28 protein-coding genes are annotated in these 23732 nt (G+C 68.8%); 6 read left to right on the forward strand and 22 right to left on the reverse strand.

Annotated elements, in window-relative coordinates; genetic code table 11:
* Positions 1-16: 16 nt before the first annotated feature.
* Positions 17-661: a Yip1 family protein gene (locus ABL838_RS26145; protein ID WP_418122622.1), complete on the reverse strand. Its 645-nt coding sequence runs from the start codon at positions 659-661 to the stop codon at positions 17-19.
* Between the two features lie 126 nt (positions 662-787).
* Here ABL838_RS26145 and ABL838_RS26150 point away from each other — a divergent pair, with 126 nt between their 5' ends.
* On the forward strand, positions 788-1495 hold the full coding sequence (locus ABL838_RS26150) for an alpha/beta fold hydrolase (RefSeq protein ID WP_418122623.1): 708 nt from the start codon (positions 788-790) through the stop codon (positions 1493-1495).
* A gap of 20 nt (positions 1496-1515) precedes the next feature.
* On the opposite strand, the gene pcp is transcribed toward ABL838_RS26150, so the two are convergent.
* The 7 genes from pcp to ABL838_RS26185 form a co-directional block, all read right to left on the reverse strand.
* Positions 1516-2184, reverse strand: coding sequence for a pyroglutamyl-peptidase I (gene pcp, locus ABL838_RS26155; RefSeq protein ID WP_418122625.1), 669 nt, complete (start codon positions 2182-2184; stop codon positions 1516-1518).
* Positions 2185-2216: 32 nt separating this feature from the next.
* On the reverse strand, positions 2217-2957 hold the full coding sequence (gene pxpA / locus ABL838_RS26160; RefSeq protein WP_418117810.1) for a 5-oxoprolinase subunit PxpA: 741 nt from the start codon (positions 2955-2957) through the stop codon (positions 2217-2219).
* A gap of 39 nt (positions 2958-2996) precedes the next feature.
* Complete coding sequence (locus ABL838_RS26165) at positions 2997-3995, reverse strand: biotin-dependent carboxyltransferase family protein (RefSeq protein WP_418122626.1); 999 nt, start codon at positions 3993-3995, stop codon at positions 2997-2999.
* The gene (pxpB, locus tag ABL838_RS26170) at positions 3992-4639 is read right to left on the reverse strand and encodes a 5-oxoprolinase subunit PxpB (protein ID WP_126025541.1); all 648 of its coding nucleotides are present in this window, start codon (positions 4637-4639) and stop codon (positions 3992-3994) included. The genes ABL838_RS26165 and pxpB overlap by 4 nt, the downstream gene beginning before the upstream one ends.
* 147 nt (positions 4640-4786) lie before the next feature.
* Positions 4787-5290, reverse strand: coding sequence for a pantetheine-phosphate adenylyltransferase (gene coaD, locus ABL838_RS26175; protein WP_126025542.1), 504 nt, complete (start codon positions 5288-5290; stop codon positions 4787-4789).
* 43 nt (positions 5291-5333) lie between these two features.
* Positions 5334-6011 carry an RsmD family RNA methyltransferase gene (locus ABL838_RS26180; RefSeq protein WP_418122628.1) on the reverse strand — a complete coding sequence of 226 codons (678 nt, stop codon included), beginning with the start codon at positions 6009-6011 and terminating at the stop codon, positions 5334-5336.
* A 35-nt stretch (positions 6012-6046) separates the two neighbouring features.
* Positions 6047-6685 (reverse strand): LysE/ArgO family amino acid transporter, encoded by a 639-nt coding sequence (locus tag ABL838_RS26185; protein WP_184640691.1) that lies wholly within the window; start codon positions 6683-6685, stop codon positions 6047-6049.
* 88 nt (positions 6686-6773) lie between these two features.
* Here ABL838_RS26185 and ABL838_RS26190 point away from each other — a divergent pair, with 88 nt between their 5' ends.
* The gene (locus ABL838_RS26190; RefSeq protein WP_418122630.1) at positions 6774-7691 is read left to right on the forward strand and encodes a LysR family transcriptional regulator ArgP; all 918 of its coding nucleotides are present in this window, start codon (positions 6774-6776) and stop codon (positions 7689-7691) included.
* Here ABL838_RS26190 and ABL838_RS26195 read toward each other — a convergent pair whose 3' ends face one another.
* Positions 7692-9068 (reverse strand): M16 family metallopeptidase, encoded by a 1377-nt coding sequence (locus ABL838_RS26195; protein WP_418122632.1) that lies wholly within the window; start codon positions 9066-9068, stop codon positions 7692-7694.
* A 15-nt stretch (positions 9069-9083) separates the two neighbouring features.
* Positions 9084-10478 (reverse strand): M16 family metallopeptidase, encoded by a 1395-nt coding sequence (locus tag ABL838_RS26200; protein WP_418125914.1) that lies wholly within the window; start codon positions 10476-10478, stop codon positions 9084-9086.
* 77 nt (positions 10479-10555) lie between these two features.
* Here ABL838_RS26200 and ftsY point away from each other — a divergent pair, with 77 nt between their 5' ends.
* Positions 10556-11788 carry a signal recognition particle-docking protein FtsY gene (ftsY, locus tag ABL838_RS26205; RefSeq protein WP_418122633.1) on the forward strand — a complete coding sequence of 411 codons (1233 nt, stop codon included), beginning with the start codon at positions 10556-10558 and terminating at the stop codon, positions 11786-11788.
* A 223-nt stretch (positions 11789-12011) separates the two neighbouring features.
* Here the strand turns inward: ftsY and ABL838_RS26210 are convergent, their stop codons facing one another.
* Together ABL838_RS26210 and ABL838_RS26215 are read right to left on the reverse strand one after the other, a co-directional pair.
* Entirely contained in the window at positions 12012-13820 is a 1809-nt protein-coding gene (locus ABL838_RS26210; protein ID WP_418122635.1) for a hybrid sensor histidine kinase/response regulator, read from the reverse strand.
* Positions 13817-14548: a response regulator transcription factor gene (locus ABL838_RS26215; RefSeq protein WP_418122637.1), complete on the reverse strand. Its 732-nt coding sequence runs from the start codon at positions 14546-14548 to the stop codon at positions 13817-13819. The genes ABL838_RS26210 and ABL838_RS26215 overlap by 4 nt, the downstream gene beginning before the upstream one ends.
* A 185-nt stretch (positions 14549-14733) precedes the next feature.
* Here ABL838_RS26215 and ABL838_RS26220 point away from each other — a divergent pair, with 185 nt between their 5' ends.
* Together ABL838_RS26220 and rpoH are read left to right on the forward strand one after the other, a co-directional pair.
* Complete coding sequence (locus ABL838_RS26220) at positions 14734-15198, forward strand: DUF962 domain-containing protein (protein ID WP_126025549.1); 465 nt, start codon at positions 14734-14736, stop codon at positions 15196-15198.
* Positions 15199-15296: 98 nt separating this feature from the next.
* Complete coding sequence (rpoH, locus tag ABL838_RS26225; RefSeq protein ID WP_126025550.1) at positions 15297-16238, forward strand: RNA polymerase sigma factor RpoH; 942 nt, start codon at positions 15297-15299, stop codon at positions 16236-16238.
* Positions 16239-16287: 49 nt separating this feature from the next.
* On the opposite strand, the gene ABL838_RS26230 is transcribed toward rpoH, so the two are convergent.
* The 6 genes from ABL838_RS26230 to ABL838_RS26255 are packed head-to-tail and all read right to left on the reverse strand — an operon-like array spanning position 16288 to position 21431.
* Positions 16288-17115 carry a DNA alkylation repair protein gene (locus tag ABL838_RS26230; protein WP_418122638.1) on the reverse strand — a complete coding sequence of 276 codons (828 nt, stop codon included), beginning with the start codon at positions 17113-17115 and terminating at the stop codon, positions 16288-16290.
* Positions 17116-17131: 16 nt separating this feature from the next.
* Entirely contained in the window at positions 17132-17749 is a 618-nt protein-coding gene (locus tag ABL838_RS26235; protein WP_418122639.1) for an SCO family protein, read from the reverse strand.
* Between the two features lie 13 nt (positions 17750-17762).
* Positions 17763-18668, reverse strand: coding sequence for a heme o synthase (cyoE, locus tag ABL838_RS26240; protein ID WP_369660885.1), 906 nt, complete (start codon positions 18666-18668; stop codon positions 17763-17765).
* Positions 18665-19882 carry a COX15/CtaA family protein gene (locus ABL838_RS26245; protein ID WP_418122641.1) on the reverse strand — a complete coding sequence of 406 codons (1218 nt, stop codon included), beginning with the start codon at positions 19880-19882 and terminating at the stop codon, positions 18665-18667. Before ABL838_RS26245 ends, cyoE begins: the two co-directional genes overlap by 4 nt.
* 18 nt (positions 19883-19900) lie before the next feature.
* Positions 19901-20581 carry an SCO family protein gene (locus tag ABL838_RS26250; protein ID WP_418122642.1) on the reverse strand — a complete coding sequence of 227 codons (681 nt, stop codon included), beginning with the start codon at positions 20579-20581 and terminating at the stop codon, positions 19901-19903.
* Positions 20568-21431: an SURF1 family protein gene (locus ABL838_RS26255; protein WP_418122644.1), complete on the reverse strand. Its 864-nt coding sequence runs from the start codon at positions 21429-21431 to the stop codon at positions 20568-20570. Before ABL838_RS26255 ends, ABL838_RS26250 begins: the two co-directional genes overlap by 14 nt.
* Before the next feature lie 27 nt (positions 21432-21458).
* Here ABL838_RS26255 and ABL838_RS26260 point away from each other — a divergent pair, with 27 nt between their 5' ends.
* Complete coding sequence (locus tag ABL838_RS26260) at positions 21459-21689, forward strand: twin transmembrane helix small protein (protein ID WP_093206674.1); 231 nt, start codon at positions 21459-21461, stop codon at positions 21687-21689.
* A 77-nt stretch (positions 21690-21766) separates the two neighbouring features.
* Here the strand turns inward: ABL838_RS26260 and ABL838_RS26265 are convergent, their stop codons facing one another.
* The 4 genes from ABL838_RS26265 to ABL838_RS26280 all read right to left on the reverse strand — a co-directional run bounded on the left by ABL838_RS26265 (position 21767) and on the right by ABL838_RS26280 (position 23716).
* Positions 21767-22648, reverse strand: coding sequence for a cytochrome c oxidase subunit 3 (locus tag ABL838_RS26265; RefSeq protein ID WP_126025557.1), 882 nt, complete (start codon positions 22646-22648; stop codon positions 21767-21769).
* 72 nt (positions 22649-22720) lie between these two features.
* Entirely contained in the window at positions 22721-22939 is a 219-nt protein-coding gene (locus ABL838_RS26270; protein WP_126025558.1) for a DUF2970 domain-containing protein, read from the reverse strand.
* Positions 22936-23562, reverse strand: a complete 627-nt coding sequence (locus tag ABL838_RS26275) for a cytochrome c oxidase assembly protein (RefSeq protein WP_418122646.1) — start codon at positions 23560-23562, stop codon at positions 22936-22938. The genes ABL838_RS26270 and ABL838_RS26275 overlap by 4 nt, the downstream gene beginning before the upstream one ends.
* Before the next feature lie 40 nt (positions 23563-23602).
* A complete protein-coding gene (locus ABL838_RS26280) occupies positions 23603-23716 on the reverse strand; it encodes a cytochrome oxidase small assembly protein (RefSeq protein WP_019656111.1) in 114 nt (37 codons plus the stop codon).
* Positions 23717-23732 lie beyond the last annotated feature (16 nt).

Consider the following 23732-nt stretch of genomic DNA (forward strand, 5'->3'; position numbering starts at 1 on the left):
ACCGTGCGCATGACGCTCAGGTATTCGCCCGCGCCGCCTGTTGCAGCACCGCCACCACGGCGTCGGCCGCGGGCGCCGCGCCCAGTCGCATCGGCGACGGCGTGAGCAGCGCCAGCACCCAGGCGATCACCACGCCGCCGACGATGGCGCAGACCACCACCACGGCGGTGTACGCGACGGCCTTGTCGGGCGGGCATTTCATGAGCACCGGCAGGCCGGTGTAGAGCAGGTAGACGCCATAGAGCGCCGCCAGCGCCCCCAGCACCGAAAGCGAAGGCAGCAGGCTGAACACGCCGCCGACGAAGGCGGCGGTGCTCGCATAGGACGAAAGCTTGAGCGCGCCGATCTGGCTCCTGGTGCCCTCGAAAGTGGGCGCCATCGCGTCGATGATCAGCGCGAGCACGAACACCATCACCAGCGACAGCACGTAGCCCACGATCATGTTCGCGAGCCCCGAGGCCAGCGGCACGCGGAAGCTCACGCCAAAGGCACCTACGCCGATCAGCGACAGGCCGATGAAGCTGGCGAGCGCCGGGATCAGCGCGAGGATCATCACGTAGTTCCTGTAGAGCGATGCGGCGTCGGCCGGCTCGGCGTCGATCTCGGGCCAGGTGGCCTTCGGCTTGAGAAGGATGGCCTGGACGCGTTCTACAAGATTCATTGCGGGATTCCTCTGCACGGGCTGTCGAGTATGTCGGCGCCGCCGCGCGACGGCTGCTGGCCATGAGGCCTATGCCACGACCTATGCCGCTGCGTCCTCTGCCGCAATCGCGCAGAATCCGTGGCCATGCCCAATCTGATCCTGCTGCCCGGCCTCGCCTGCGACGAGCGCATCTGGGAAGCCCAGCTGCCCGCCCTTCCCTCCGCCTTCGGCGCCCGCGTGAGCGACGTCCAGCGGCACAACGACACCATCGAGGGCATGGCCGCAGCCGTGCTGCGCGACAACGAGGGGCCGCTGGTGCTGTGCGGCGCCTCGATGGGCGGCATGGTCGCCATGGAGGCTGCCCGCCAGGCGCCCGAACGCATCGCGGGGCTCGTGCTGCTCGGCACCAGCGCACGGCCCGAGACGCCGGAGATGTTCACGCTGCGCGAAGGCGCCATCGAGTACTTCGAGCGCGGCGAGCTGCGCGACGTGATCGAACCGAACGTCTACTTCGCTTTCCACCCCATGCAGGCCGCCGACGAGGCGCTGGTGCAGCGCTACCTCGACATCGTGCTGGGCGCGGGCGCGCAGCAGCTCATCAGCCAGAACCGCGCGGTGATGCGCCGGCCCGACGCGCGCCTGCACCTCGCGTCGGTGCGCGCGCCCGTGCTGCTGATGTGCGGCAACGAGGACAAGCTCGCGCCTCCCGAGTGCACCACCGAGATGGCGGCACTGCTGCCGCAGGCCGAGGTGGTGTGGTTGCCCGACTGCGGCCACATGCTGACGATGGAGAAGCCCGACCTCGTCAACACCGCGCTCAACCGCTGGCTGGCGAAGAACTTTCCCGCCTGAGCCCGGACTCCCGCGGCCGCTCAGTGCAGCTGGCCGCCTGTCTCGGCGATGTCGTGCTCCACGGCCAGCGATGTGCTCACCGCGATGCGCAGCGCCTTGACCATGGTCTCCAGCGACATGCTCGGCGCCCCCGGAAACCGCGCCGCCTGCTCCGGCAGGTAGGGAATGTGGATGAAGCCGCCGCGCAGTCCCGGCACCGCCACCGGCTGCGTCGCGATGCGGTGCATCAGCCCGTAGAAGATGTGGTTGCACACGAAGGTGCCCGCGCTGTTCGACACCGAGGCCGGCACGCCGGCCGCGCGCAGCTCGCGCACCATCGCCTTGATCGGCAGCGTCGAGAAGTACGCGGCGGGCCCGCCCGGCACCACCGGCACGTCGATGGGCTCCTGCCCCTTGTTGTCGGCCGTGCGCGCGTCGTCGATGTTGATGGCGATGCGCTCCGGCGTGAACTCCGTGCGGCCGCCGGCCTGGCCGATGCACAGCACCAGTTGGGGCTGCAGCTCGTCCATGGCCGCCAGCAAGGCGTCGATGGCATCGCCGAAGACACAGGGCACCAGTCGCGCATGGACCGTCGCTCGGCCCACCTTCCAGCCGTCGAGCGCGCGCACGGCGTCCCACGAGGGGTTGAGCACCTCCTGCTCGAAGGGCTCGAAGCCGGTGAGCAGGACCTTGATGGGCTTGGCTGCCACGGTCTGCCTTGCTCGTTCAGGCGTTCCGGCGGTCAGGCCGTCGCCCGGACGGCGATGCCCTCGGCCTCCAGCCGCTCGCGGATGCGGCGCGCAAAGGCCAGCGCATGGGCGCCGTCGCCATGCAGGCAGACGGTCTGCGCATTGACCGGCACGACACTGCCGTCGATGGCGGTCACGCGGCGGTCGCGCACCAGCGAGAGGGTCTGCGCGAGCGACTGCTCCTCGCTCTCGATCAGCGCGCCGGGCTGGCTGCGCGGCACGAGGCTGCCGTCGGGCATGTAGCCGCGGTCGGCGAACACTTCCTCCACGGGCTCGAGGCCGGCGCGGCGGGCCGCGTCGATCATGTTGCTGCCCGCCAGGCCGAAGAACCTGAGCGAGGGATCGAAGCGGCGCACGGCCTCGCACAGCGCGTCGGCGAGTTCGGGCTCCTTCACGGCCTGGTTGTAGAGCTGGCCGTGGGCCTTCACGTGCGAGAGCCTGCCCCCCTCGGCCTTCACGATGGCCGCCAGCGCGCCCACCTGGTAGAGCACGTTGGCCACGATCTCCTCGGGCGGCAGGTGCATGGTGCTGCGGCCGAAGTTCTCGCGGTCGGGAAAGCTGGGATGCGCGCCGATGGCCACGCCGTTGCGCATGGCCCAGCGCACGCACTGCTGCATGGTCTTCGCGTCGCCGGCGTGCCAGCCGCAGGCGATGTTGGCGGAACTCACCAGCGCGAGCAGCGCTTCGTCGTTGCCGGCGCCTTCGCCGAGGTCGGCATTCAGATCGATTTGCATCGTGGGCTTCCTTTTTCTCTCTCGCGATTTCCGGGCAGTCTATGCCGCGCCCGGCCAACCCGCAGCCGCAAGGCCTTGAGCCACCTGCGCGAGGTAGCGCTGCTGGCCGGCCCACGCGGCCAGCGCCTGCGGCTGGTCGACCTGCACGAGGCGCAGCCTGCCGTTGAGCGGCGCCTGCGCGAGCTTCCAGAGGTCGGCGCGGATGACCACGCCGATGCGCGGATAGCCGCCGGTGGTCTGCGCATCGCCCATCAGGATGATCGGCTGGCCCGAGGGCGGCACCTGGATCGTGCCGGGGATCACGCCAGAGGAAAGCATGTCGCCGCTGCGCTTGCGCCTGAGCTCGGCGCCTTCGAGGCGGCTGCCCATGCGGTTGCTCTGCGGGGTGATGCGCCAGCGCTCGCCCCAGAGTTGCTCGCGCGCGGCCAGCGTGAACAGTTCGAACTCGGGGCCTGGCAGCACGCGCAGCGCGATGGCGCCGTCGTCCTCGGCCGGTCCCCAGTCAGGACCGCGGATGCCGAAGGGCCGGCGTTCGCGCTGCGCGGCATCGAGCATCGCAACACCCGTCGGCAAGCGGTCTCCCTTGCGCAGCGCACGGCCTTGAAGCCCGCCGAAGCCGGCCTTGAGATCGGTGCTGCGCGAGTCGAGGACCGGCGGCACGTCGATGCCGCCCGCCACCGCGAGCCAGCTGCGCACGCCGGGCTTCTTCGTGCCGCCGGCGTTGGCGCCTGCGAGCCTGAGCGTCTGGCCGGCAGCGACCGGCACGCTCCAGCAGGGCCACAGCGGCACGCCGTCGAGGCTGGCGCCGAAGTCGTCGCCCGCGAGCGCGATGCGCGTGTCGGCCTCGAACTGCAGCTCGCAGCCGCCCATGGTGAGCTCCAGCCCCGCCGCGCGATCGGCATTGCCCACCAGCCGGTTGGCCAGCGTGAGGGCCAGCACGTCGAGCGCGCCGCCCGGGCAGATGCCGAGCTGGCGATGGCCATGGCGGCCCAGGTCCTGCACCGAGGCGAGCACGCCGGGCTTGCGCACGACGATCATGTCTGCACGCTCTCGGCCACGAAGCGCACGCGGTCGCCAGGTCGCAGCAGCGTAGGCGGCTCGGCGGCAGGGTCGAACATCTCCAGCGGCGTGCGGCCGATCAGCTGCCAGCCGCCCGGCGACACCAGCGGATAGATGCCGGTCTGCTCGCCGCCGATGCCGACCGAGCGCGCGGGCACCGCGAGGCGCGGCTCCGCCCGGCGTGGCGTGGCGAGTTCGGGCGGCAGTCCGCCCATGAAACTGAAGCCGGGCAGGAAGCCCAGCAGGTAGACGACGTACTCGGCGGCGGTGTGGCGCCGCACCACCTCGGCCGGTGTGAAGCCGGTGTGGGCCGCGACGTCGGCCAGATCGGGCCCGTGCTCGCCGCCATAGGCCACCGGGATCTCGACCAGTCGGCCCTCGACAGCGCCAGCCGACAGCTTCGGCCAGGCTTCGAGCACCCGCGCGGTGAGCGTGTCGAGGTCGATCGCGGTCGGATCGAAGGTGAGCGTGAGGTTGTTCATGCCCGGCAGCGTCTCGCCGACGCCGGGCCACTCCCGCGCATGCTCGGCCAGCGCCCAGATGCGCTGCTGCTGCGCGAGCGTGGCGGGTGCGGGCAGGTCGCACAGCAGTGCTGCGTCGCCCAGCAGATGCAGGCGGGGCAGGGGCACGTCGTTCACTTCACGCCGGCCCGTGGTCAAGGCCGGGCTCTTCGCGCGACACCGTGGAACCGGCTTTGCCGGGCCACCGGTGTCGCCCCCGGAGTGGGGGTTGGCGAAGCGACACGAAGTGCGCGCAGCCTGGGGGAGAACTTACTCACGTCCGAGGCTGCGGACTTTTGCAGCCAGCTGCTGCTCCACGTTCGGGGAGACGAACTTGTGGACTTCGCCGCCGAGCATCGCGATCTCGCGCACGAAGGTGCTGGAGATGAACTGGTACTTGTCGCTCGGGGTCAGGAAGACGGTCTCGACGTCGGGCATCAGGGAGCGGTTCATGCCCGCGAGCTGGAACTCGTAGTCGAAGTCGGTCACGGCGCGCAGGCCGCGCACCATGGCCTTGCCGCCGCGCGCGACGACGAAGTCGCGCAACAGGCCCGAGAAGCTTTCGACGGAGACCTGGTCGCTGTAGGGCTTGACGGCCTCGCGGGCCATGTCCATGCGTTCGGAGAGGGTGAACAGCGCCTTCTTGTGATGGCCCGCCGCGACCGCGACGATCACCTTGGAAAAGAGCTGGGTGGCACGGCGCACCACGTCCTCGTGACCGAGGGTGATGGGGTCGAAAGTGCCGGGATAAACCGCGATGACGTTGCTGGCCATGGTTGCTTCTTCCTCATGCTGCCGGTGCGGCTTGTCCGGCGGATTATGCAGTCCCCTGCGCGGCGGGCCTCAGCAGATGTGCATGCACGGCGCCGGCCTTCAGGTAGCGGAACTCGGCGAGGCCCAGGGCCGCGAGTTCTCCGCCGCTCCAGCGGCGCGGGGCCTCGAGGTACACCGAGCCTTCGGCGCGCAGCGAACGTGCGGCGGCACGAAGCGCGGGCTCGTAGAGCGCGGCGTTGTCGAAGGGCGGATCGAGGAAGACGACGTCGAGGCTGCCCGCGGGCGCTCGTTCGAGCGCGGTGACGCCGTTGCCGCGCTCGATGCGAACGGCCTCGGCTTCGAGCTTGGTCTTGACGGCCTGCAGCTGGGCGACGAGCGCGGCGTCCTGCTCGCACAGCAGCACGCTGGCCGCGCCGCGCGAAGCGGCCTCGAGGCCGAGCGCGCCGGTGCCCGCGAAGGCATCCACGCACCGCCAGCCGGGAAGCTCCCCGCCACCGGCGCCGGCCAGGCTCGCGAGCCAGTTGAAGAGGGTCTCGCGCACGCGGTCGGGTGTGGGGCGCAGGCCGGGCTTGTCGGCCACGGCGAGGCGGGTGCGCTTCCATTCGCCGCCGATGATGCGCACCTCGCTGGGCTTCGAGGGGCGCTTGACCGCCGGCTTGGACCTGTTGCCGGCAGGTGCGGATCGGGAGGGTGAGGCGGCTTTCTTCTGGTGCTGGGGCATGCGACGAGCTTAACGCCGCCGAATCCGCCGGACTCTCAAGCCCCTGCCAACGCGCGGCGCAGAAGCATTGCCGCGAGCACGAGCATGGTGCCGCCGATCAGCGCGTCGAGCATCTGCCAGGCGCGGGGCTTGGCGAAAACAGGCGCGAGCAGCCGCGCTCCGAAGCCCAGCGAGGTGAACCACAGCGCGCTCGCCGTGGCGGCGCCCGCCACGAACCAGACCTTCAGCAGTCCCGCCTGCTGCGCACCCGCGCTGCCCACGAGCAGCACCGTGTCGAGGTAGACGTGCGGATTCAGCAGCGTGAAGCCGGCCGCCTGCGCCACCACCGCCGCGCGCGACAGCGACGAGGCGCCCTGCGCCGTGGCCTGCAGTGCCGCCGGCTGCCGCGAGCGCCACAGCGCCCTGAGCCCGTAGGCGCACAGGAAGGCGGCGCCCAGCCCCGCGAGCGCGGTGGCCAGCATCGGCCGCCCCTTCAGCGCCTGCGCCATGCCGGCCACGCCGGCGCCGATCAGCACCGCGTCGCTGGCGGCGCAGAACAGCACCACCGCGCCGACGTGCTCGCGCCGCAGGCCCTGGCGCAGCACATAGGCGTTCTGAGCACCGATGGCGACGATGAGGACCAGGCTCATGAAGAGCCCGTTGGCGAAGGCGGTGGTGACTTGTACGGCTTGCATCCGTCGGAGGATGCCGGCCGCCGCGCATTAACTCAAACTAAACTTTCTTAAGCAGATTCAGTTTTTCTTCATTACTCGAGGACCGCCCATGCTCGACTACGCCGCCCTGAACGCCCTCTCCGCCGTTGTGCGCGAAGGCAGCTTCGAACGCGCCGCGCGCGCGTTGCACGTCACGCCTTCGGCGGTGTCGCAGCGCATCCGTCAGCTGGAGGAGAAAACCGGCGGGGCGCTGCTGGTGCGCGGCCAGCCCTGCGTGGCGACCGAAGCCGGCCAGCAACTGTGCCGGCACGTCGAGCGCGTGGGCATGCTGGAGCACGAGCTGCGCGACGCCCTGCCCGCCCTCGGCATGGGCAGCGGCGAAGCGGGGGACGAGCGCGTCACGATCCGCGTGGCGGTCAATGCCGACACGCTTGCGACCTGGTTCATCGCAGCGGCGTCGGCCTTCACCGCGCAGGAACCGGGCGCGCTGCTCGACCTGACGGTGGACGACCAGGACCACACGGCCGAGCGCCTGCGCAGCGGCGCGGTGCTCGCGGCGGTCACCGCGCTGGCCCAGCCGGTGGCGGGCTGCAACAGCGAGGCCCTGGGCACGACGCACTACGTGGCGGCGGCCAGCCCCGGTTTCGTGCGGGAGCATTTCGCAAAAGGCGTGGGCGCCCGCACGCTGGCGAGCGCGCCCAGCCTGGTGTTCGACCGCAAGGACAGGCTGCAGGCGCGCTGGGTGCGGCGCATCTGCCACCGCAATGTCGAGACGCCGAGGCACTGGATTCCGTCGCCCAGCGCTTTCGTCGAAGCTGCGTGCTCGGGGATGGGCTGGGGCATGCACCCGGTCAGCATGGTGGCCGGGGCACTCAAGGAGGGAAGGCTGGTCGAGCTGGTGCCCGATTCGATGCTGCCGGTGCCGCTCTACTGGCAGCACGCGCGCGCGGCGCCGAAACTGCTCGAACGGCTGGGCGCCGCGGTGCGCGCGGCCGCCACCAGCGGGCCGCACGCATTGGCCCAGTAGCTATTGCTGCGCCTTGGCAGTACTGGCGTCCTTGCCGCCCACCACCACCGTCACCATGCGTTCGGGCTGCAGCTTGCGCTGGAACGCGGCCTTCACGTCGGCGGCGGTGACCGCGTTCATGCGCGCGGTCCAGGTGTCGAGATAGTCCAGCGGCAGGTCGTGCCAGGCGATGTTGGCGACGTTGCCGATCAGCTTGCGGTTGCTGTCCAGCAGCAGCGGGAAGCCGCCGATCAGGTTGTCCTTGGCCGCCTTCAGCTCGGCGGCGGTCGGGCCCTCAGCCACGAACTTCGCGAGCACTTCGCGCGACACCTTGACGGCCTCTTCGGCCTGGTCGGGACGGGTCTGGAAGCCGATGCGGAACGCGCCTGCCTCGAGCCCCGGCGCGAAGCCGCTGTAGATGCTGTAGGTGAGGCCGCGCTTCTCGCGCACCTCGTTCATCAGGCGCGAGACGAAACCGCCGCCGCCCAGCACATAGTTGCCCAGCGTGAGCGCGAAGTGGTCCGGGTCCTTGCGCGGATAGCCGGGCTGGCCGATGAGCACATGGGCCTGCGCCGAGTCGAAGGCGATGCGCTCGTTCTTCGGCGCGGTCAGCGCAGCAACCGGGGCGACGGCCGGCAGCGGCGTGCAGGCCTCGGGGCCGGGCAGGCGCGACAGCAGCGTGGTCGCGATGGTCTCGGCCTCCGCGCGCGTGACGGCACCGACGATGCTGAGCTTGGCGCGGCACGGCACGATGAGCTGCTGGTAGCGCTGGCGCATGGCGGCGGTGTCGATGCGCGCGAGCGTCTCTTCCGTCACTTCCTGGCCGTAGGGGTGCGTGCCGTACACGTCTGCAGCGAAGGCGCGGCCAGTAACGGTGGCGGGCTTGGTGTTGGCCTCCTTGATGGCGGCGTTGATGCGCTCGCGCTCGCGCTGCCACACGTCGTCGGGGAAGGAGGGTTCGCCGATCTCGCGCGCGGCCAGCGCCACCGCCTTGTTCAGCAGCGCCGGATCGGACAGCGAGCGCAGCGAATAGCTGGTGCGATCGGTGCCGGCGCTCACGTCGAAGCTGGCGCCCAGATCGGCCCAGGCTTCGCCCAGCGCGTTCTGGTCGAGCGCGGGCTCGCCATTCTTTCCTGCACGCACGCCCTTCTCGACCATGGTCGCGGTCACGCTGGCCAGGCCGGCCTGCGCGGCGGGGTCGCGGCGGCTGCCGGCGTCGAAATCGATCTGCGCGTCGACGATCGGCAGCGCGTTGGTCGACACGAGATAGATCTTCGCGCCGTTGGCCAGCGTCCAGTGCTGGATGGGCAGCGCGGCCTGCGCGCCGGTGATGCCCGCCACGGCGACGGCACCCGCGATCAGGGCGCGACGCGCGGTCTTCATGAAAGTCTTCTGCATGGGAATCGTCACCTTTCAGCGCATCTCGCCCGCGGGGGCGGCGAAGCCACGGCCACGCGGCTTGGCCTCGGGTGGCAGGGGGCGCAGCGTGGCGACGGTGAGCTGGTCGTCGCCGAAGTACTTTGCGGCCACGGCCTGCACCTGGGCGGCCGTGACGGATTGCAACCGGGCGACGATGCGCTCGCTGGCGTCCAGCGGCAGGCCCTGGATCCAGTTGCTGCCGAGCTCGCGCGCCTGCGCCATCACGGAGTCGCGCTTGTAGGTCTCGCTCGCCACCCACTGGGTCTTGACGCGGGCCAGTTCGGCCTCGCCCACGCCCTCCTTGGCAATGCGCACGACCTGTGCACGCAAAGCGGCCTCGACCACCTCCGCGCTCTTGCCGGCGGCCGGAACGCCGTCGAGCACGAAGAGCTGCGGGCCGCGGCCGACGAAGCCCGAGTAGGCGCCCGCGGAATCGGCGACGCGATCGGGTCCCTGGGTCAGCGCGCGGTCGAGCCGGGCGCCGGAATAGCCGTCGAGCACGGCCGAGAGCACCACCAGCGCCCAGGCGTCGCTGTTCACGTCGTCGATATTGGCGAGCTGCGGCACGCGGTACGCGAGCGACACGTAGGCCTGTTCAGCCGGGGCCTTCAGCTCGATGCGGCGGATGCCGCGCTGTGGCGGCTCGATGCGCGGCTTGCGCGCGGGCACGGCGCGCGAGGGGATGCGGCCGTAGTACTTCTCGGCCATGGCGCGCACCTGCGCCACGTCGACGTCGCCGGCCACCACGAGCACGGCGTTGGCGGGCACGTACCACTGCTTGAAGAAGGCGCGCGCATCCTCGGGCGTCATGGCGTCGAGGTCGCTCATCCAGCCGACCACGGGGCGGTGGTAGGGAGAGGCGGTGAAGACGGCGGCGTTCTGCTGCTCGCCCAGCAGGGCGCGCGGCTGGTCTTCGGTGCGCAGGCGGCGCTCTTCCTTGACCACCTCGATCTCGCGCTTGAACTCGTCGTCGGGCCACTGGTTGTTGGCGAAGCGGTCCGATTCGAGCTTCATCACCTGCTCCAGGCTGCCGACCGGGATCTGCTGGTAGTAGCCGGTGTAGTCGCGGGTGGTGAAGGCGTTTTCCTGGCCGCCGAGGGCGGCCACGCGGCGGGAGAACTCGCCGGGCTTGATGTCCTTGGTGCCCTTGAACATCATGTGTTCGAGCGCATGGGCCACGCCGGAGGTGCCGTCGACCTCGTCGATGGAGCCGACGCGGACCCACACCATCTGCACCGCCGTCGGCGAGCGCCGGTCGGGCTGCACGATCAGCGTCATGCCGTTGGCGAGCGTGAATTGCTGGGGACCGGGAGCCGCGGCGGCGGCTGCGGCGGAAGGCGAAGCGGATTGAGCCTGGGCAGGCACGGCCCATGGCGCCAGGAGCGCCATCGCCAGCACCGCACCAGACGCAGCGCGGCGTGGCGGGAGGTGTTTCATAGAATGGCTCGGATTGTAAAAAGCTCCCGATGTTCAGTTTCTTCAAGAAAAAACCGTCTGCCGAGGCCCCCGACGCGCCGGCGCCCACCCCGCCGGCCCCGGCGGCGCCTGCCCCGGAGCCCGCGCCCGCACGCTCGGTGTTTTCGCCTTCGAGCTGGTTCGGCTCGAAGCCGGCGGCGGAAGAAACGCCGGCGCCCGCACCCGTCACCACGCCAGCGTCCGTACCGGTTCCCTCCCCCGCTCCCGCACCGGCCGCTACACCGGTCGTGCCATCCTCCCCGGCCCCCGCTCCTTCCGCCACGCCTGCGCCCGCGCCGACTCCGGTGGCCGCCGCGCCGGTTGCCGAACCCGTGATCGCCACCGAGCGCAAGGGCTGGTTCGACAAGCTCAAGACCGGCCTGCGCAAGACCGGCACCGGCATCCAGGCCGTGTTCGTCAATGCGAAGATCGACGAAGAGCTCTACGAGGAGCTCGAATCCGCCCTGCTGATGGCCGACACCGGCGTCAAGGCGACCGAATACCTGCTCGAAGACCTGCGCGGCCGCGTGAAGCGCCAGATGGCCACCGATGCTTCGCAGGTCAAGGCACTGCTGGCCGAGACAGTGGCCGACCTGCTGAAGCCGCTCGAGAAGCCGCTGGTCATCGGCCAGTTCACGCCCACCGTGATCATGGTGGCCGGCGTCAACGGCGCGGGCAAGACCACCTCCATCGGCAAGCTCACCAAGCACCTGGCCGACGAAGGCGCCTCGGTGCTGCTGGCGGCGGCCGACACCTTCCGGGCGGCGGCGCGCGAGCAACTGCTGGTCTGGGCCGACCGCAACACCGTCGAGATCGTGAGCCAGGAAGGCGGCGATCCGTCGGCCGTGAGCTTCGACGCGGTGAACGCCGGCAAGGCGCGCGGCAAGGACGTTGTGCTGGTCGACACGGCCGGCCGCTTGCCGACGCAGCTGCACCTGATGGACGAGCTCAAGAAGATCAAGCGCGTCGTCACCAAGGCCGACGGCACCGCGCCGCACGAGGTGCTGCTGGTGATCGACGGCAACACCGGCCAGAACGCGCTGGCGCAGGTCAAGGCCTTCGACGAAACGCTGGGCCTCACCGGCCTGGTCGTGACCAAGCTCGACGGCACGGCCAAGGGCGGCGTGCTGTGCGCCATCGCGCGGGAGAGGCCGATTCCGGTCTACTTCATCGGTGTGGGCGAGAAGCTGGAAGACCTGGAAACCTTCAACGCCCGCGAGTTCGCGCAGGCGCTGCTCGGATAAAAAAAACGGCCCCGGCTTGCGCCGGGGCCGCTCACTTTCTCTCTCCCCTACCTACTACTCCATCGCGAGCGACGCGATGCAGTGAAGATAGGTCACGGCGCCGTTACCCGCCAGTGTCGAAAGTCATGGGCGCTGCCGAACACGACGCCTACTCGCCGCATCTGGCGTCAAAAATAATACAAATGAATTCAAATGCAGCCGGACCTGTTGCGGTCGGCTGGCGCTATCTGGCAACGGCAACCTCGGCCATCGCCTGCAGCAGCAGGTCGGCCACCACCGGCTTGAAGAGCACCGGCACCTGCGACTCGCGCACACGCTGCAGCCGGTCCGGCGAGGTTTCGCCGGTGATGAGCAGCAGCGGCGTGGCAGCGCCCTCGGACTGGCTCAGCCGCAGGCCGGCATCGAGCCCGTCGACGCCGTCGGCCAGCCGGTAGTCGCACAGCAGCAGATCGAAGGGCCGGCCCTCGCGCGCAGCCTGGCGCAGGGCGGCCGCGGCACCAGCCTCGTCCGACACGGCGTGGGCGTCGATGGCGTGGGAGCGCAGCAGGCCGGTCATGGCCTCGCGGATTTCCAGTTCGTCGTCGAGCAGCAGCACGCGGCCAGGCAATGCCAGAGTCGACACCTTGCGCTCCCCGGCGGAGGCTGCCTCGTTCAGGGAGGCCGCAGCCAGCTCGGCCTGCGCCCGCTCCGGCGCACTCGCGATAGGCACCACCACGCGGAAATGCGTGCCCCGCCCCGGACGTGAATGCATCTGCACCGGATGGCCAAGCAGCCGCGACAGCCGCTGCACGATCGACAACCCGATGCCCAGCCCCCGCGAACGGTCGCGGCCCGGATTGTTGATCTGATAGAACTCCTCGAAGATCCGCCCCGACTGCTCGGGCGCGATGCCGATGCCGGTGTCGCGCACCTCGATCCACACAGCTTCGCCGCGCTCGCGCGCCGTGACGGTCACGCCGCCGCGCATCGTGTACTTCAGCGCGTTGTCCATGAGGTTCGACAGCATGCGGTGCAGCAATTGAGGGTCGCTGTACACCCACAGGCCGCTGGCGCGCACGCGCAGTTGCAGCTCCTTGTGCTCGGCCCGCGCCGCGAAGGTGTGGTTCAGCGGCAGGAAGAGCGCGTCGAGCTGCACCGGCTGGGGCGCTGGCGTGATCACGCCGGCATCCAGGCGCGAGACGTCGAGCATGGTGTCGAGCGAGGCGCCCAGCGCGTTCACCGCTCGCATCAGGCGCTCGGCGTTGCGGCCTTCGGGGCGGTCGCGCAGCTCGTTCTCGAGCGCGGCACCGAAGAGCGCGATGGCGTGCAGCGGCTGCCGCAGGTCGTGGCTGGCCGTGCCGAGGAAGCGCGTTTTCTCCTCGCTCGCGCGTTCGGTGGCGGCGATCTGCTCGCCGAGCCGGGCGGCGAGTGCCTCGTTCTCGAAGCGCAGCATGAGCGATTCAGTCAGCAGCTTGTGCTGGCCGATGCCCGCATACAGCGTGAGCAGCAGGTAGGCCGCGCCGGCCGCCGCCAGGAACAGGTGCAGCCCGTCGCCCTGCCAGGCCAGCGCGGTGATCATGCCCAGCGACATCGGCATGGTGTAGCCGAAGAGCGCCGGCTTCAGCGGCCAGAGCGACTGCGCCGCCCGCGCGCAGCTGCCGACGATCACCGCCATCAGCAGCGAGGTCATCGGCAGGTTGTTATGCGGCACGATGAGCCAGGGCACCACCGCCGTGACCATGCTCACCAGCGTGACCACGCGCGAGATCTTGCGCGCCCAGTAGGCACTCTCCCGCACCGGCCGCGACGGGTTCCAGCGCGGCGTGAAGAAAACGTAGATGTCGGCCATCAGCAGGCCGGCGAGCCAGAACAGCAGGCTCGGGTCTTTCAGCTGCGAATAGATGATGCTGCCGAACACGACCACGAAGGCCATGTGCGTGAGCGTCGAGGCGCTGTAGGTGCTGTAGACCGAGGCGACGTGCTCGCGCAGCACCCGCTGGCCGAGCGCGTGGTCGGCGGTCGGGGCGTTCGGCGCGGCGGGCTGCACGCTCAATGCAGGGTGCTGATCAGCTGGGCACGCGAGCGCATGCCGAAGAGCAGCAGGATGGTCGAGACATGGTTCTTCACCGTGCCTTCGCTCAGGTTCGCGAGCTGGGCGATTTCCTTGTTGGCCTTGCCTTCGAGCACCCACTGCAGCACCTGCATCTGCCGGGGCGTGAGTTCCTGCCAGGCGCTGGCGTGGGCGAACTCGGCATATCCGCTGAGTGCCTTGCCGGGCATGGCCGGGGCCGCCGGTTGCTGCTGCTGTTGCGTGGCGTCGGGGCCGCCGTCGAGCAGGCCGCAGGCGCGGATGAAGCTCACGACCTCCTTGAGATCGGCCGACTTCGGCAGGAAGGCGGCGGCGCCCAGCGCGAGCACGCCTTGCGCCAGGGTGCTGTTGCCGGTGCCCGAGAGCACGACGATCCGTGCCTCGGGAAAGCGCATCCGGAACTCGGCCAGGCCGCTCAGGCCGTGGGTGTCGGGCAGCGCCAGGTCGAGCAGCACAAGGCCGATGGAAGCCCGATGGGCCTCGTAGAGCCTGAGCGCATCGGCGACGTTGCTGGCCTCGAAGACCTCGATGCGCGCGTCGGAGGGACCGGCCTGGGCCTGCACCAGGGCGCAGACACCCAGGCGCAGCAGATCGTGATCGTCCACGACGAGGATCGCCCGGGGCATGCGGGTGGCCGTACCGGTCTCCGCGGCCGGCGACTGGGATGCGGGTGGAGAGTCGAAGGGAGGCACATGCCGATCTTAGCGATGTAACCTTCTTGTGACAGTGTAGAAAGTCACGGCAACAACCGTGGCTGTAGTACCTTATGCTACTTATTTGATAGCATTTTCACATGGCGGCCGCCCTTGCCATCGGGCTTCTCTGTGGGCACCATCGAAAGCCTCGCCGCATCGCACGGCGCCCACGGAGACTTGCCATGACGCACACCGCTGCCGCCCCCCTCGAGTCGAGTGATCGCAAGGTCGACCGGCTGCTCGCCCACTACGAGGAGAGCCACCGCAATCCGACCAACGAGCTGATCCACTTCGCGGCGATCCCGGCCATCATGCTGAGCATCGTGGGGCTGCTGTTCGCGATCCATCCCTGGGTGGCCTACGCCTTCGTGGCGGCCAGCCTCGTCTACTACGTCCTGCTGCGGTCCCCCGCTTTCCTGGTGGCCATGCTCGTGCTGACCGCCCTGGCCCTGGTGCTGGTGCATGCGATGGGGGGACTTGTATTGCCGGTTTCCGCCGCTATCTTTGTAGTGGCCTGGGTCTTCCAGTTCGTGGGCCACAAGATCGAAGGCAAGAAGCCCTCGTTCTTCGAAGACATCCAATATCTCTGGGTCGGTCCCCTTTTCGTCTTGTCCAAGCTCTTCCTAAGATTGGGCATCCGCTGGTAGCCATTGGCTATTCCGGCGATAGAAATTCAAGGGAACCCTTGGATTAGCACTCCCTCTAACCGAGTGCTAATATGGCCAACACAAAGGAGTTCCCCCTGATGACAACGCTGTCTGGAGTCTCTGCCAACCAGCTGGCCGTCGCCAACCCGTGGTCGATGGTTCCCCCGCTGGGCAACCTGGACGCCTATATTTCGGCCGCCAACCGCCTGCCCATGCTCACGCTCGAAGAAGAGCAAGGCTACGCACGCAAGCTGCGCGACCACAACGATCTCGAAGCCGCCGGCGCGCTCGTGCTGTCGCACCTGCGCCTCGTGGTCTCCATTTCCCGCCAGTACCTGGGCTACGGGCTGCCGCACGGCGACCTGATCCAGGAAGGCAACGTCGGTCTCATGAAGGCCGTGAAGCGCTTCGACCCCGACCAGGGCGTGCGGCTCGTGAGCTACGCCATGCACTGGATCAAGGCCGAGATTCACGAGTACATCCTGAAGAACTGGCGCATGGTCAAGGTCGCGACGACCAAGGCCCAGCGCAAGCTGTTCTTCAACCTGCGTTCGATGAAGCAGGGCTTCAAGGCCGACTCTGCCGCTGCCGACAACGGCACGCATCGCGAAACGCTGAGCTCCGACGAGGTTTCGCAGATGGCTACCCGCCTGAATGTGAAGCCCGAGGAAGTGCTCGAGATGGAAACCCGCCTCTCCGGCGGCGACGTGATGCTCGATCCGGGCCCGACGGACGACGGCGACGAAGCCTTCGGCCCGATCGCCTACCTGGCCGACGCTTCGCAGGAACCGACTGCCCTGCTCGAATCGCAGCAGCGCGACCGCCTCTCGAGCGACGGCATCGCGACTGCGCTCGAAGCGCTGGACGACCGCAGCCGCCGCATCGTCGAAGAACGCTGGCTCAAGGTCAACGACGACGGTTCGGGCGGGATGACGCTGCACGATCTGGCTGCCGTGTACGGCGTGAGCGCCGAGCGCATTCGCCAGATCGAAGTGGCGGCAATGAAGAAGATGAAGAAGGCCCTCGCGGACTACGCGTAAGTACCTTCCCCCTTCCACAAAGACAAAGCCCGGCAGTGCCGGGCTTTTTTCATTGTCTGGACAGCGTTCGCAGCGCCCGCTTCGCGATGTAGCGGGTCTCGGCGGCATCCGACTCCGCCAGCCAACGCGCGCAGAGCTTGTCGACCCACTCGGGCTGGCTCTTGCTCGCGTCGTTGAGCCAGTTCGCCACCGAGTTCTGCACATAGCGGCTGGTGTCGGCGCGCAGCGGTTCGATCAGCGGCAGCGCGCGCCAGGGCTCGGCCTTGAGCACCTCGATCTGCGCGCACCACACGCCGCGCGGCCGCGTGAGTTCGCTGGCGAAGCGGCGGATGTTGGGGTCGGCGTCGCGCACCCAGGGCTGCAGCAGCACGAGCGCCTCGTCGAGCGATGCATTCACAGCGTCGCGCACCGCCATCCACGCGATCTCGCGCACGCCGAAATGCGGGTCGGCGGCGAAGCGGCGCACCGATTCCAGCTGCGCCGCCAGCGGCAGGCCCGAGAGCGTGACCCACTGCGCCGCCCAGCAGCGGGCCACGTCGCTGGCGTGCGTGGCCAGCCGGTGAGCGACGGCATCGCGCTCGTCGTGCAGCGCGGCCAGGTCGTAGAGCGCACGCGCGATGTGCCCGTGCCGCTGCATCGGCTTGAGGGCGCCCAGCATCGCGATCGTGTCGGCCAGCCGCTCGCTCTGCGCGTCCAGCCCGATGTGCCCCGCCACGCTGCGCGCCAGCCGGGGCAGTTCCAGCGCGAGGAATTCGTTGAGATTGACGGTTTCGATCAACCCGTCGTTGAGGGCATCGAGCACCTCGGGCGGGATCAGCGCGATGCGGAACGCGCCCTTGCGCCCCTTCAGGTGCCCGAGGGGATCGATGGCGGACATCGGGTGGCGGCCCCTTTCAGGAAGCCAGCAGCGTTTTCAGGTCGGACACCATCGGCGCCACGCCCGCGCCGTAGCGCGCATAGAGCCGCAGCCGGCCCTGCGTGTCATAGACGTAGCTGGCGGCCGAGTGGTCCATCGAGTAGCTGGTCGGCGTCTTGCCGTCGACCTTCTTGTAGTAGACCTTGTAGTCCTTCGCGACCGCAGCCAGCTGGTCGGCCGTGGGAATCAGCGCGACGAAGCTCGGGTCGAACGCGCCCATGTAGGCCTTGAGCACCTCCGCGGTGTCGCGAGCCGGGTCGACCGTGATGAACAGCACCTGCAGCTTGTCGCCGTCCTTGCCGAGCTGCTGCTTGACCTGCGCCATCTCGGTCATGGTGGTCGGGCAGACGTCCGGGCACTGCGCGTAGCCGAAGAACAGCACGACCAGCTTGCCCTTGAAGTCGGCGAGCGTGCGGACCTTGCCGTCGGCGTCCTTCAGCGAGAAGTCCTTGGCGTAGTCGGCGCCGGTGATGTCGACGGCATTGAAGCTCTGCCTGGTCTCGCTGCACGCCGAGAGACCCAGGCCGAGCGCGGCGCTGACGCCCACCCAGCCGGCGCCGGCAGCCATCAGTCGAAGAACGTTGCGCTTGTTCATTGAAACTTGATGCTCACTGGATGTAGTGATCCACCAGCAGCGCCAGGAACAGCACGCTCAGGTGGATCAGCGAGAAGCGGAAGGTCTTGCGCGCCAGCGCGTCGGAGTAATTGCGCCACAGCGCGAAGGCATAGCCGGTGAAGCCGATGCTCACCGCGACCGCCACCGCCAGGTACAGCCAGCCGCTCATGCCGTGGATGAAAGGCATCAGGCAGGCCGCGAAAAGGATGAAGGTGTAGAGCAGCACCTGCAGCCGCGTGAACTCGTTGCCGTGCGTCACGGGCAGCATCGGAAGGCCGGCCTTGCGGTAGTCCTCCACGCGGTAGAGCGCCAGCGCCCAGAAGTGCGGCGGCGTCCAGAGGAAGATGATGAGAAAGAGAATCCAAGCGCCCGGATCGAGGCTGCCCGTCATCGCGGCCCAGCCCAGCACAGGCGGCATAGCACCCGAGGCGCCGCCGATCACGATGTTCTGCGGCGTGAGCGGCTTGAGGATCACGGTGTAGATCACCGCATAGCCCACGAAGGTGGCGAAGGTCAGCCACATGGTCAGCGGGTTGACCATGAACCACAGCAGCGCCGAACCCGCCGCGCACAGAAGCGCCGAGAACACCAGCGCCTGCCGGTCGCTGAGCTCGCCGCGCGCCGTCGGGCGCCAGGCCGTGCGCTTCATCTTCGCGTCGATGCCCTTCTCGACCAGGCAGTTGAAGGCCGCGGCCGCGCCGGCCACCAGCCAGATGCCGATGCAGGCGACCACCGCGCGCTTCACCTCGGCCCACGAAGGCAGCCCCGGAACGGCCAGCACCATGCCGATCAGCGCGCAGAACACGATCAGCTGCACCACGCGCGGCTTGGTCAGCGCGTAGTACTGGCGCAGCACGTTGGCGCTGGCGGTTTGCTGAACGGAAATCGGGGTGCTCACGCGGCGGCCTTCCTTTGACTGTTGTTGCGACCGGCCGTATTTTCACTGGCATGGGCGATCTGCGCCGCCGGAGCGCGCCGGCTCTCGCACAGCGCCCAGGTGAGCACCACGGCGAGCGCCGCGGCGCCGCCGGTATGGAGTACCGCAGCGGCCAGCGGCCAGCCGAGCAGCACGTTGCCCAGGCCGGTGGCCAGTTGCAGCAGCGCGAGGCCCGCGAGCCACCGCGCCTGCGGGCGCAGCGCGCCGATGCGGCGCATGTGCCAGGCCAGCACGCCGAGCGCGACGAAGACCGCATAGGCCATCAGCCGGTGCGCGTAGTGGATGGCGGTGAGCGCGGAGAAATCGAGCGGCTGGCCGTCACCGGTCACGCCCAGGTGGCGCCAGATCTCGAAGCCCTGCGCGAAATTCATGGTCGGCCACCAGCTGTCCTGGCAGGTCGGAAACTGCGTGCAGGCCAGCACCGCGTAGTTGGTGCTGACCCAGCCGCCCAGAGCGATCTGCAGCACGAGCAGCACGGTGGTCGCGATGAGGCCGTTGCGCAGCGCGGGCGACACGGGAGTGGGCAGCCGGTCGGCGGCCGCCTGCCGGTAGTGCACGGCCTGGATGCACAGCAGCGCCAGCAGCACCACGGCGCCGAGCAGGTGCAGCGTGACGATCGCGGGGAACAGCTTCCACGTCACCGTGAGCGCGCCGAAGGCTCCCTGCAGGCACACCCAGACCAGCGTGAAGGCCGGCCACCAGGCGCTCAGCGTGGCGTGGTGCTCTCCGCCCTTCTCAGGCGGGATGCGGCTCTGGCGCCGGCGCACGATCCAGGTGGCCGCCGCGAGCGTGAGGATCAGCACCCCCACCCCAGTGGCCAGGTAGCGGTGGACCATCTCGACCCACGCCTTGCTGTGCGTGACCGGGCCGGTCGGCTGCGCCGACTGCGCCATCGCGATCTCGTGGCGTGCGCCGTGCGGACTGGCGTTGCCGTAGCAACCCGGCCAGTCGGGGCAGCCCAGGCCCGAATCGGTGAGCCGCGTGAAGGCGCCGAACAGCGTCAAGTCGAAGGTGAGGAAGAGCGTGAGCACCGTCAGCGCATGCAGCCGCCGCGCAGGTCCACTGCCTGCATTGCGGCGCCACACCCACACCAGCGGCCCGAGCGCGATCAGCACGCCGACCGCCATGAGCCAGGCGATGGGCGTCAGGTCGTAGAGCGAGCTCGTGGTGTCCATGCGGCGTCCGTCGTGCCGTCAGCGGCCGGGTTCGTCCCACGACGCCGAGGCGCGCAGCAGGCGGTCGAGGTCGCGCTTGGCGCGGCTCGCGCCGGCGACGTCCATGCGGGCCGGAAAACGCATCATCCAGTTGCCCATGGGGTCGACCACGTACAGGTGTTCGGCCAGCGAGTGGCCTTGCGCGGGCGCTAGCCATTTCGAGAGCTGGTCGGCCGGCACGCGCAGCACGGTCGCGCCGTGCAGGCCGTTGTTCAGGCGCTCGGGCACGGGAGCGGCGTCGCTCACCAGCCAGACGCGGTCCATGCGATCTTTCTCGCGGCCCAGGCTCTCGCGCAGCTGCCGCGCCAGATAGAGCTGCTGCTCGCACAGCGTGTCGCACGCGGCATCGGCCACCGTCACCAGCAGCCACTGGCCCTTGAGCGTAGCGAGATCGACCGGCGCACCGCTGCGGTCGGTGGCGGCGATCTTCGGCAGCTCGCGCTGCGGGTCGATCAGCTCGCCGTAGACGCTGCGCCCTTCGGGCCGGATCACGTAGTACGTGAAGTACGAGGCGATGACGGGCGATGCGCACATCAGCATCACCGCGATCATCTTCCAGCGTCCCATGGCCGTGCGCCGGCCCTCCGCGCCGTCGAGCGCCTGGTTGGGCGACGGCATCGAATGCACCGTCAGGCCCAGGGGCTCGTCAGAAGCGGTCATCGCGTGCGCGGCGCCTTGAGCGGCGGATGGGCGTGATGAATTGGAACCAGACATAGAGGATGACGACGAGGGCCGACAGGCCGAACCACTGGAATGCGTAACCGTAGTGCCTCTCGAGGCCCAGTGCCGGCGCCGGCCAGTCGCGCTGCAGGCCCTCGGAAGCCGGGCCGCCCTGCTGCAGCGACACGTCGGTGCGCAGAGGCAGCCTGGTTTCGGCACGGAAGGCCTCAAGGTCGAGATTCTGCCGGATGGGCGAATACCCTTCGGCGACCGGTGCCGCAGCGGCGGTGGAAGCCGGGGCCGAGGCCGCCGCGGCAGGCGCGGAGGCTGCGGGCACGGGCGCCGGCGCGGCGGAGCCCAGTTCCAGCAGGTGGCTCGGCGGCGGCTCGATCAGGCCGGTGACTTCGACGATGCCGGCCGGCGTCTCGACCGCGCCCAGCTTCGTTCGGTCGACGAAATTGCGCTGGATCCAGCCGCGCTGCACCATCACCGTCTGCTCGGTGCCCTCGAGGGCGAAGGGCGTCAGCACGTAGAAGCCGGGCGTGCCGTGCATCTGGCGGTTGTCGAGATACACAGTCTGCGGCGTGAGCCAGAGGCCGCGCAGGCGCACTGCGCGATGCATCGCGTCGGAGGCCTTGCCGAGGGCGAGGAACTCTGCCTGCGTCAGCGGCGGCTTCAGCTTCTCGGCATCGATGCTGGCCTGAAGCGCTTCCTTCTGGGCGGCGCGCGAGAGCTGCCAGCGGCCCAGCGAAATGGTGGCCGACACGGTCAGGGCGGCGGCAATGGTCATCACCCAGAAGCGGCCCCGGCGCAGGCGAGGTTCGTCGGGATACAGGGATACGGGAGTCACTGGAGGGGGCGGGGCGTGCGGCCGATAATGCGGGTCATGAAATACTTCGTCGCCCTGGTGTTTGTGGGCATCTTCGCGAGCCTCGCGTTTGCCCTGTACTTCATGCTGAAGGACGGGCGCAACGGGCGCGCCAAGAGCGGCGGCATGGCGCGCGCGCTCACCGTTCGGATCGGCCTCTCGGTGTTTTTGTTCCTCTGCATGCTGCTCGCCTGGAAGTTCGGATACATCCAGCCAACCGGGCTCCCGCTCGGCAAGTAGATGATGCTCGTGCCAGGAGAACCAAGAAAAAGGCGCCTTCCGGCGCCTTTTTTTTGGAATGCCGCGAGGTTCTTCGCTCAAAGCCAATAGACCAGCAGATAGAGGCCGAGCCAGACCACGTCCACGAAGTGCCAGTACCAGGCCGCGCCCTCGAAGCCGAAGTGGCGCTCGGGCGTGAAGTGGCCCTTGCGCAGTCGCAGCGTGATGAACAGCAGCATCAGCATGCCGATGAACACGTGCAGGCCGTGGAAGCCGGTCAGCATGAAGAAGGTCGAGCCGTAGGTGCCGGAGCTGAGCTTGAGGTTCAGTTCGGTGTACAGGTGGTGGTATTCGTAACCCTGCACGCCCAGGAAGATCACCCCCAGCAGCACAGTGAGCCACATGAAGCGGATCGTCTGCGCACGATGGCCGGCGCGCAGCGCGTGGTGGGCGATGGTGAGCGTCACGCCCGAGCTCAGCAGCAGCGCGGTGTTGATCGTGGGCAGCCAGAACGGGCCGACGGTCTGGAAGGGCTCGACGATGCCTGCCGGCGAGGCGGTGGCGCCGGCGGCGACGCTGGGCCACACGGCCTTGAAGTCGGGCCACAGCAGCGCGTTGTCCAGGCTGCCGAGCGATGGCAGCGCGTGAGTGCGTGCCCACCAGAGCGCGGTGAAGAACGCGCCGAAGAACATCACTTCCGAGAAGATGAACCAGCTCATGCTCCAGCGGAACGAGAGGTCGATCTTGTGGCCGTACTGGCCGCTCTCGCTCTCGCCGATGGCGGCGCGGAACCAGACGAAGAGCGTGCCGAGCCAGATCACCATGCCGGCCAGCAGGGACCATGCGCCCCACTGGTGGCCGTTGATCCATTGCGCGGCGCCAAGGATCACGAAGAACAAACCGATCGCGGCCGAGACCGGATAGGCCGAGGGGCCCGGCACGAAATAGTAGGGCGTGGTGCCGTGGGTGGTTGAACTCATATCAGCTCCTGGCTCTCTTTCTTCTCTTCTCGGTTCAATGGATTCTGCTTGCCGTGGAAGGCTTCTTTTCCGTCAGGCCCCGGCCGACGCGACCACATGGCGCACCACCAGCACGAGGGCGACCACGAAGACCACCACCGCCACGAACGCCACCGCGATGATGTGCAGCGGGTTGAGCTTGCGCAGGTCTTCCTGGTAGGCGCTGTTCTTGCGCACACCGAAGAACGACCAGCCCACCGCCTTCACCGTGTCCCACAGCGAAGCCTTCGGCCGGTTCGAGGGATCGGTCACGAGCGGGGCTCATTCGTGGTGCCGGAAACTGCGGCCACCGGGGCCGCGGGCGTCTTGCCGCCCACCTCGAAGAAGGTGTACGACAGCGTGATGGTCTTCACGTCCTTGGAGATCTTCGGGTCGATCACGAACGCGACCGGCCACTGCTTCTTCTCGCCCGGATCGAGCGTGTACTGGTTGAAACAGAAGCACTCGAGCTTGTTGAAGTACGGCGCGGCCTGCTGCGGCGCGTAGCTCGGGATGGCCTGCGCGGCCATGCGGCGGTTCTGCACATTCTGGAATTCGTACATCACCGTGTTGAGCTCACCCGGGTGCACCTGGATGGTCCGCTCCGCGGGCTTGAAGTCCCAGAGGCCGCCGCGCACGTTGGAATCGAACTCGACCGTGATGGTGCGGGTCTTGTCGACCTGCGTGTTGTCGGGCACGCGCACGTTCTTGCCGCCGCTCGCACCGCCGGGCACCTCGAGCTCGGAGAGCGCGAGGATGTTGATGCCGGTCATCTCGCAGATCGCGCGGTACATCGGCACCAGCGCGTAGCCGAAGGCGAACATGCCGCAGGCCACGAAGGCCAGCTTGCCGACCATGCGGACGTTGGCGCGGCGGATGCGAGGACCGAGGCTCATGCGCGTGTGCTCCCGTTCGTTGCCTGCTCGAATGCCCGGTTCAGCGGCCGCTGAACCAGACCATGCGGACGATGAAGCCGATGAAGAACACCACGGCGATGGAGGCCAGCGTGAGCCCCATGCGGCGGTTATTCCTTTTCTGCTCGGGCGTCATCGTGCTGCGTAGACTG

Source organism: Variovorax sp. 160MFSha2.1 (assembly GCF_048305075.1).
Taxonomy (GTDB): Bacteria; Pseudomonadota; Gammaproteobacteria; order Burkholderiales; family Burkholderiaceae_C; genus Variovorax; species Variovorax guangxiensis.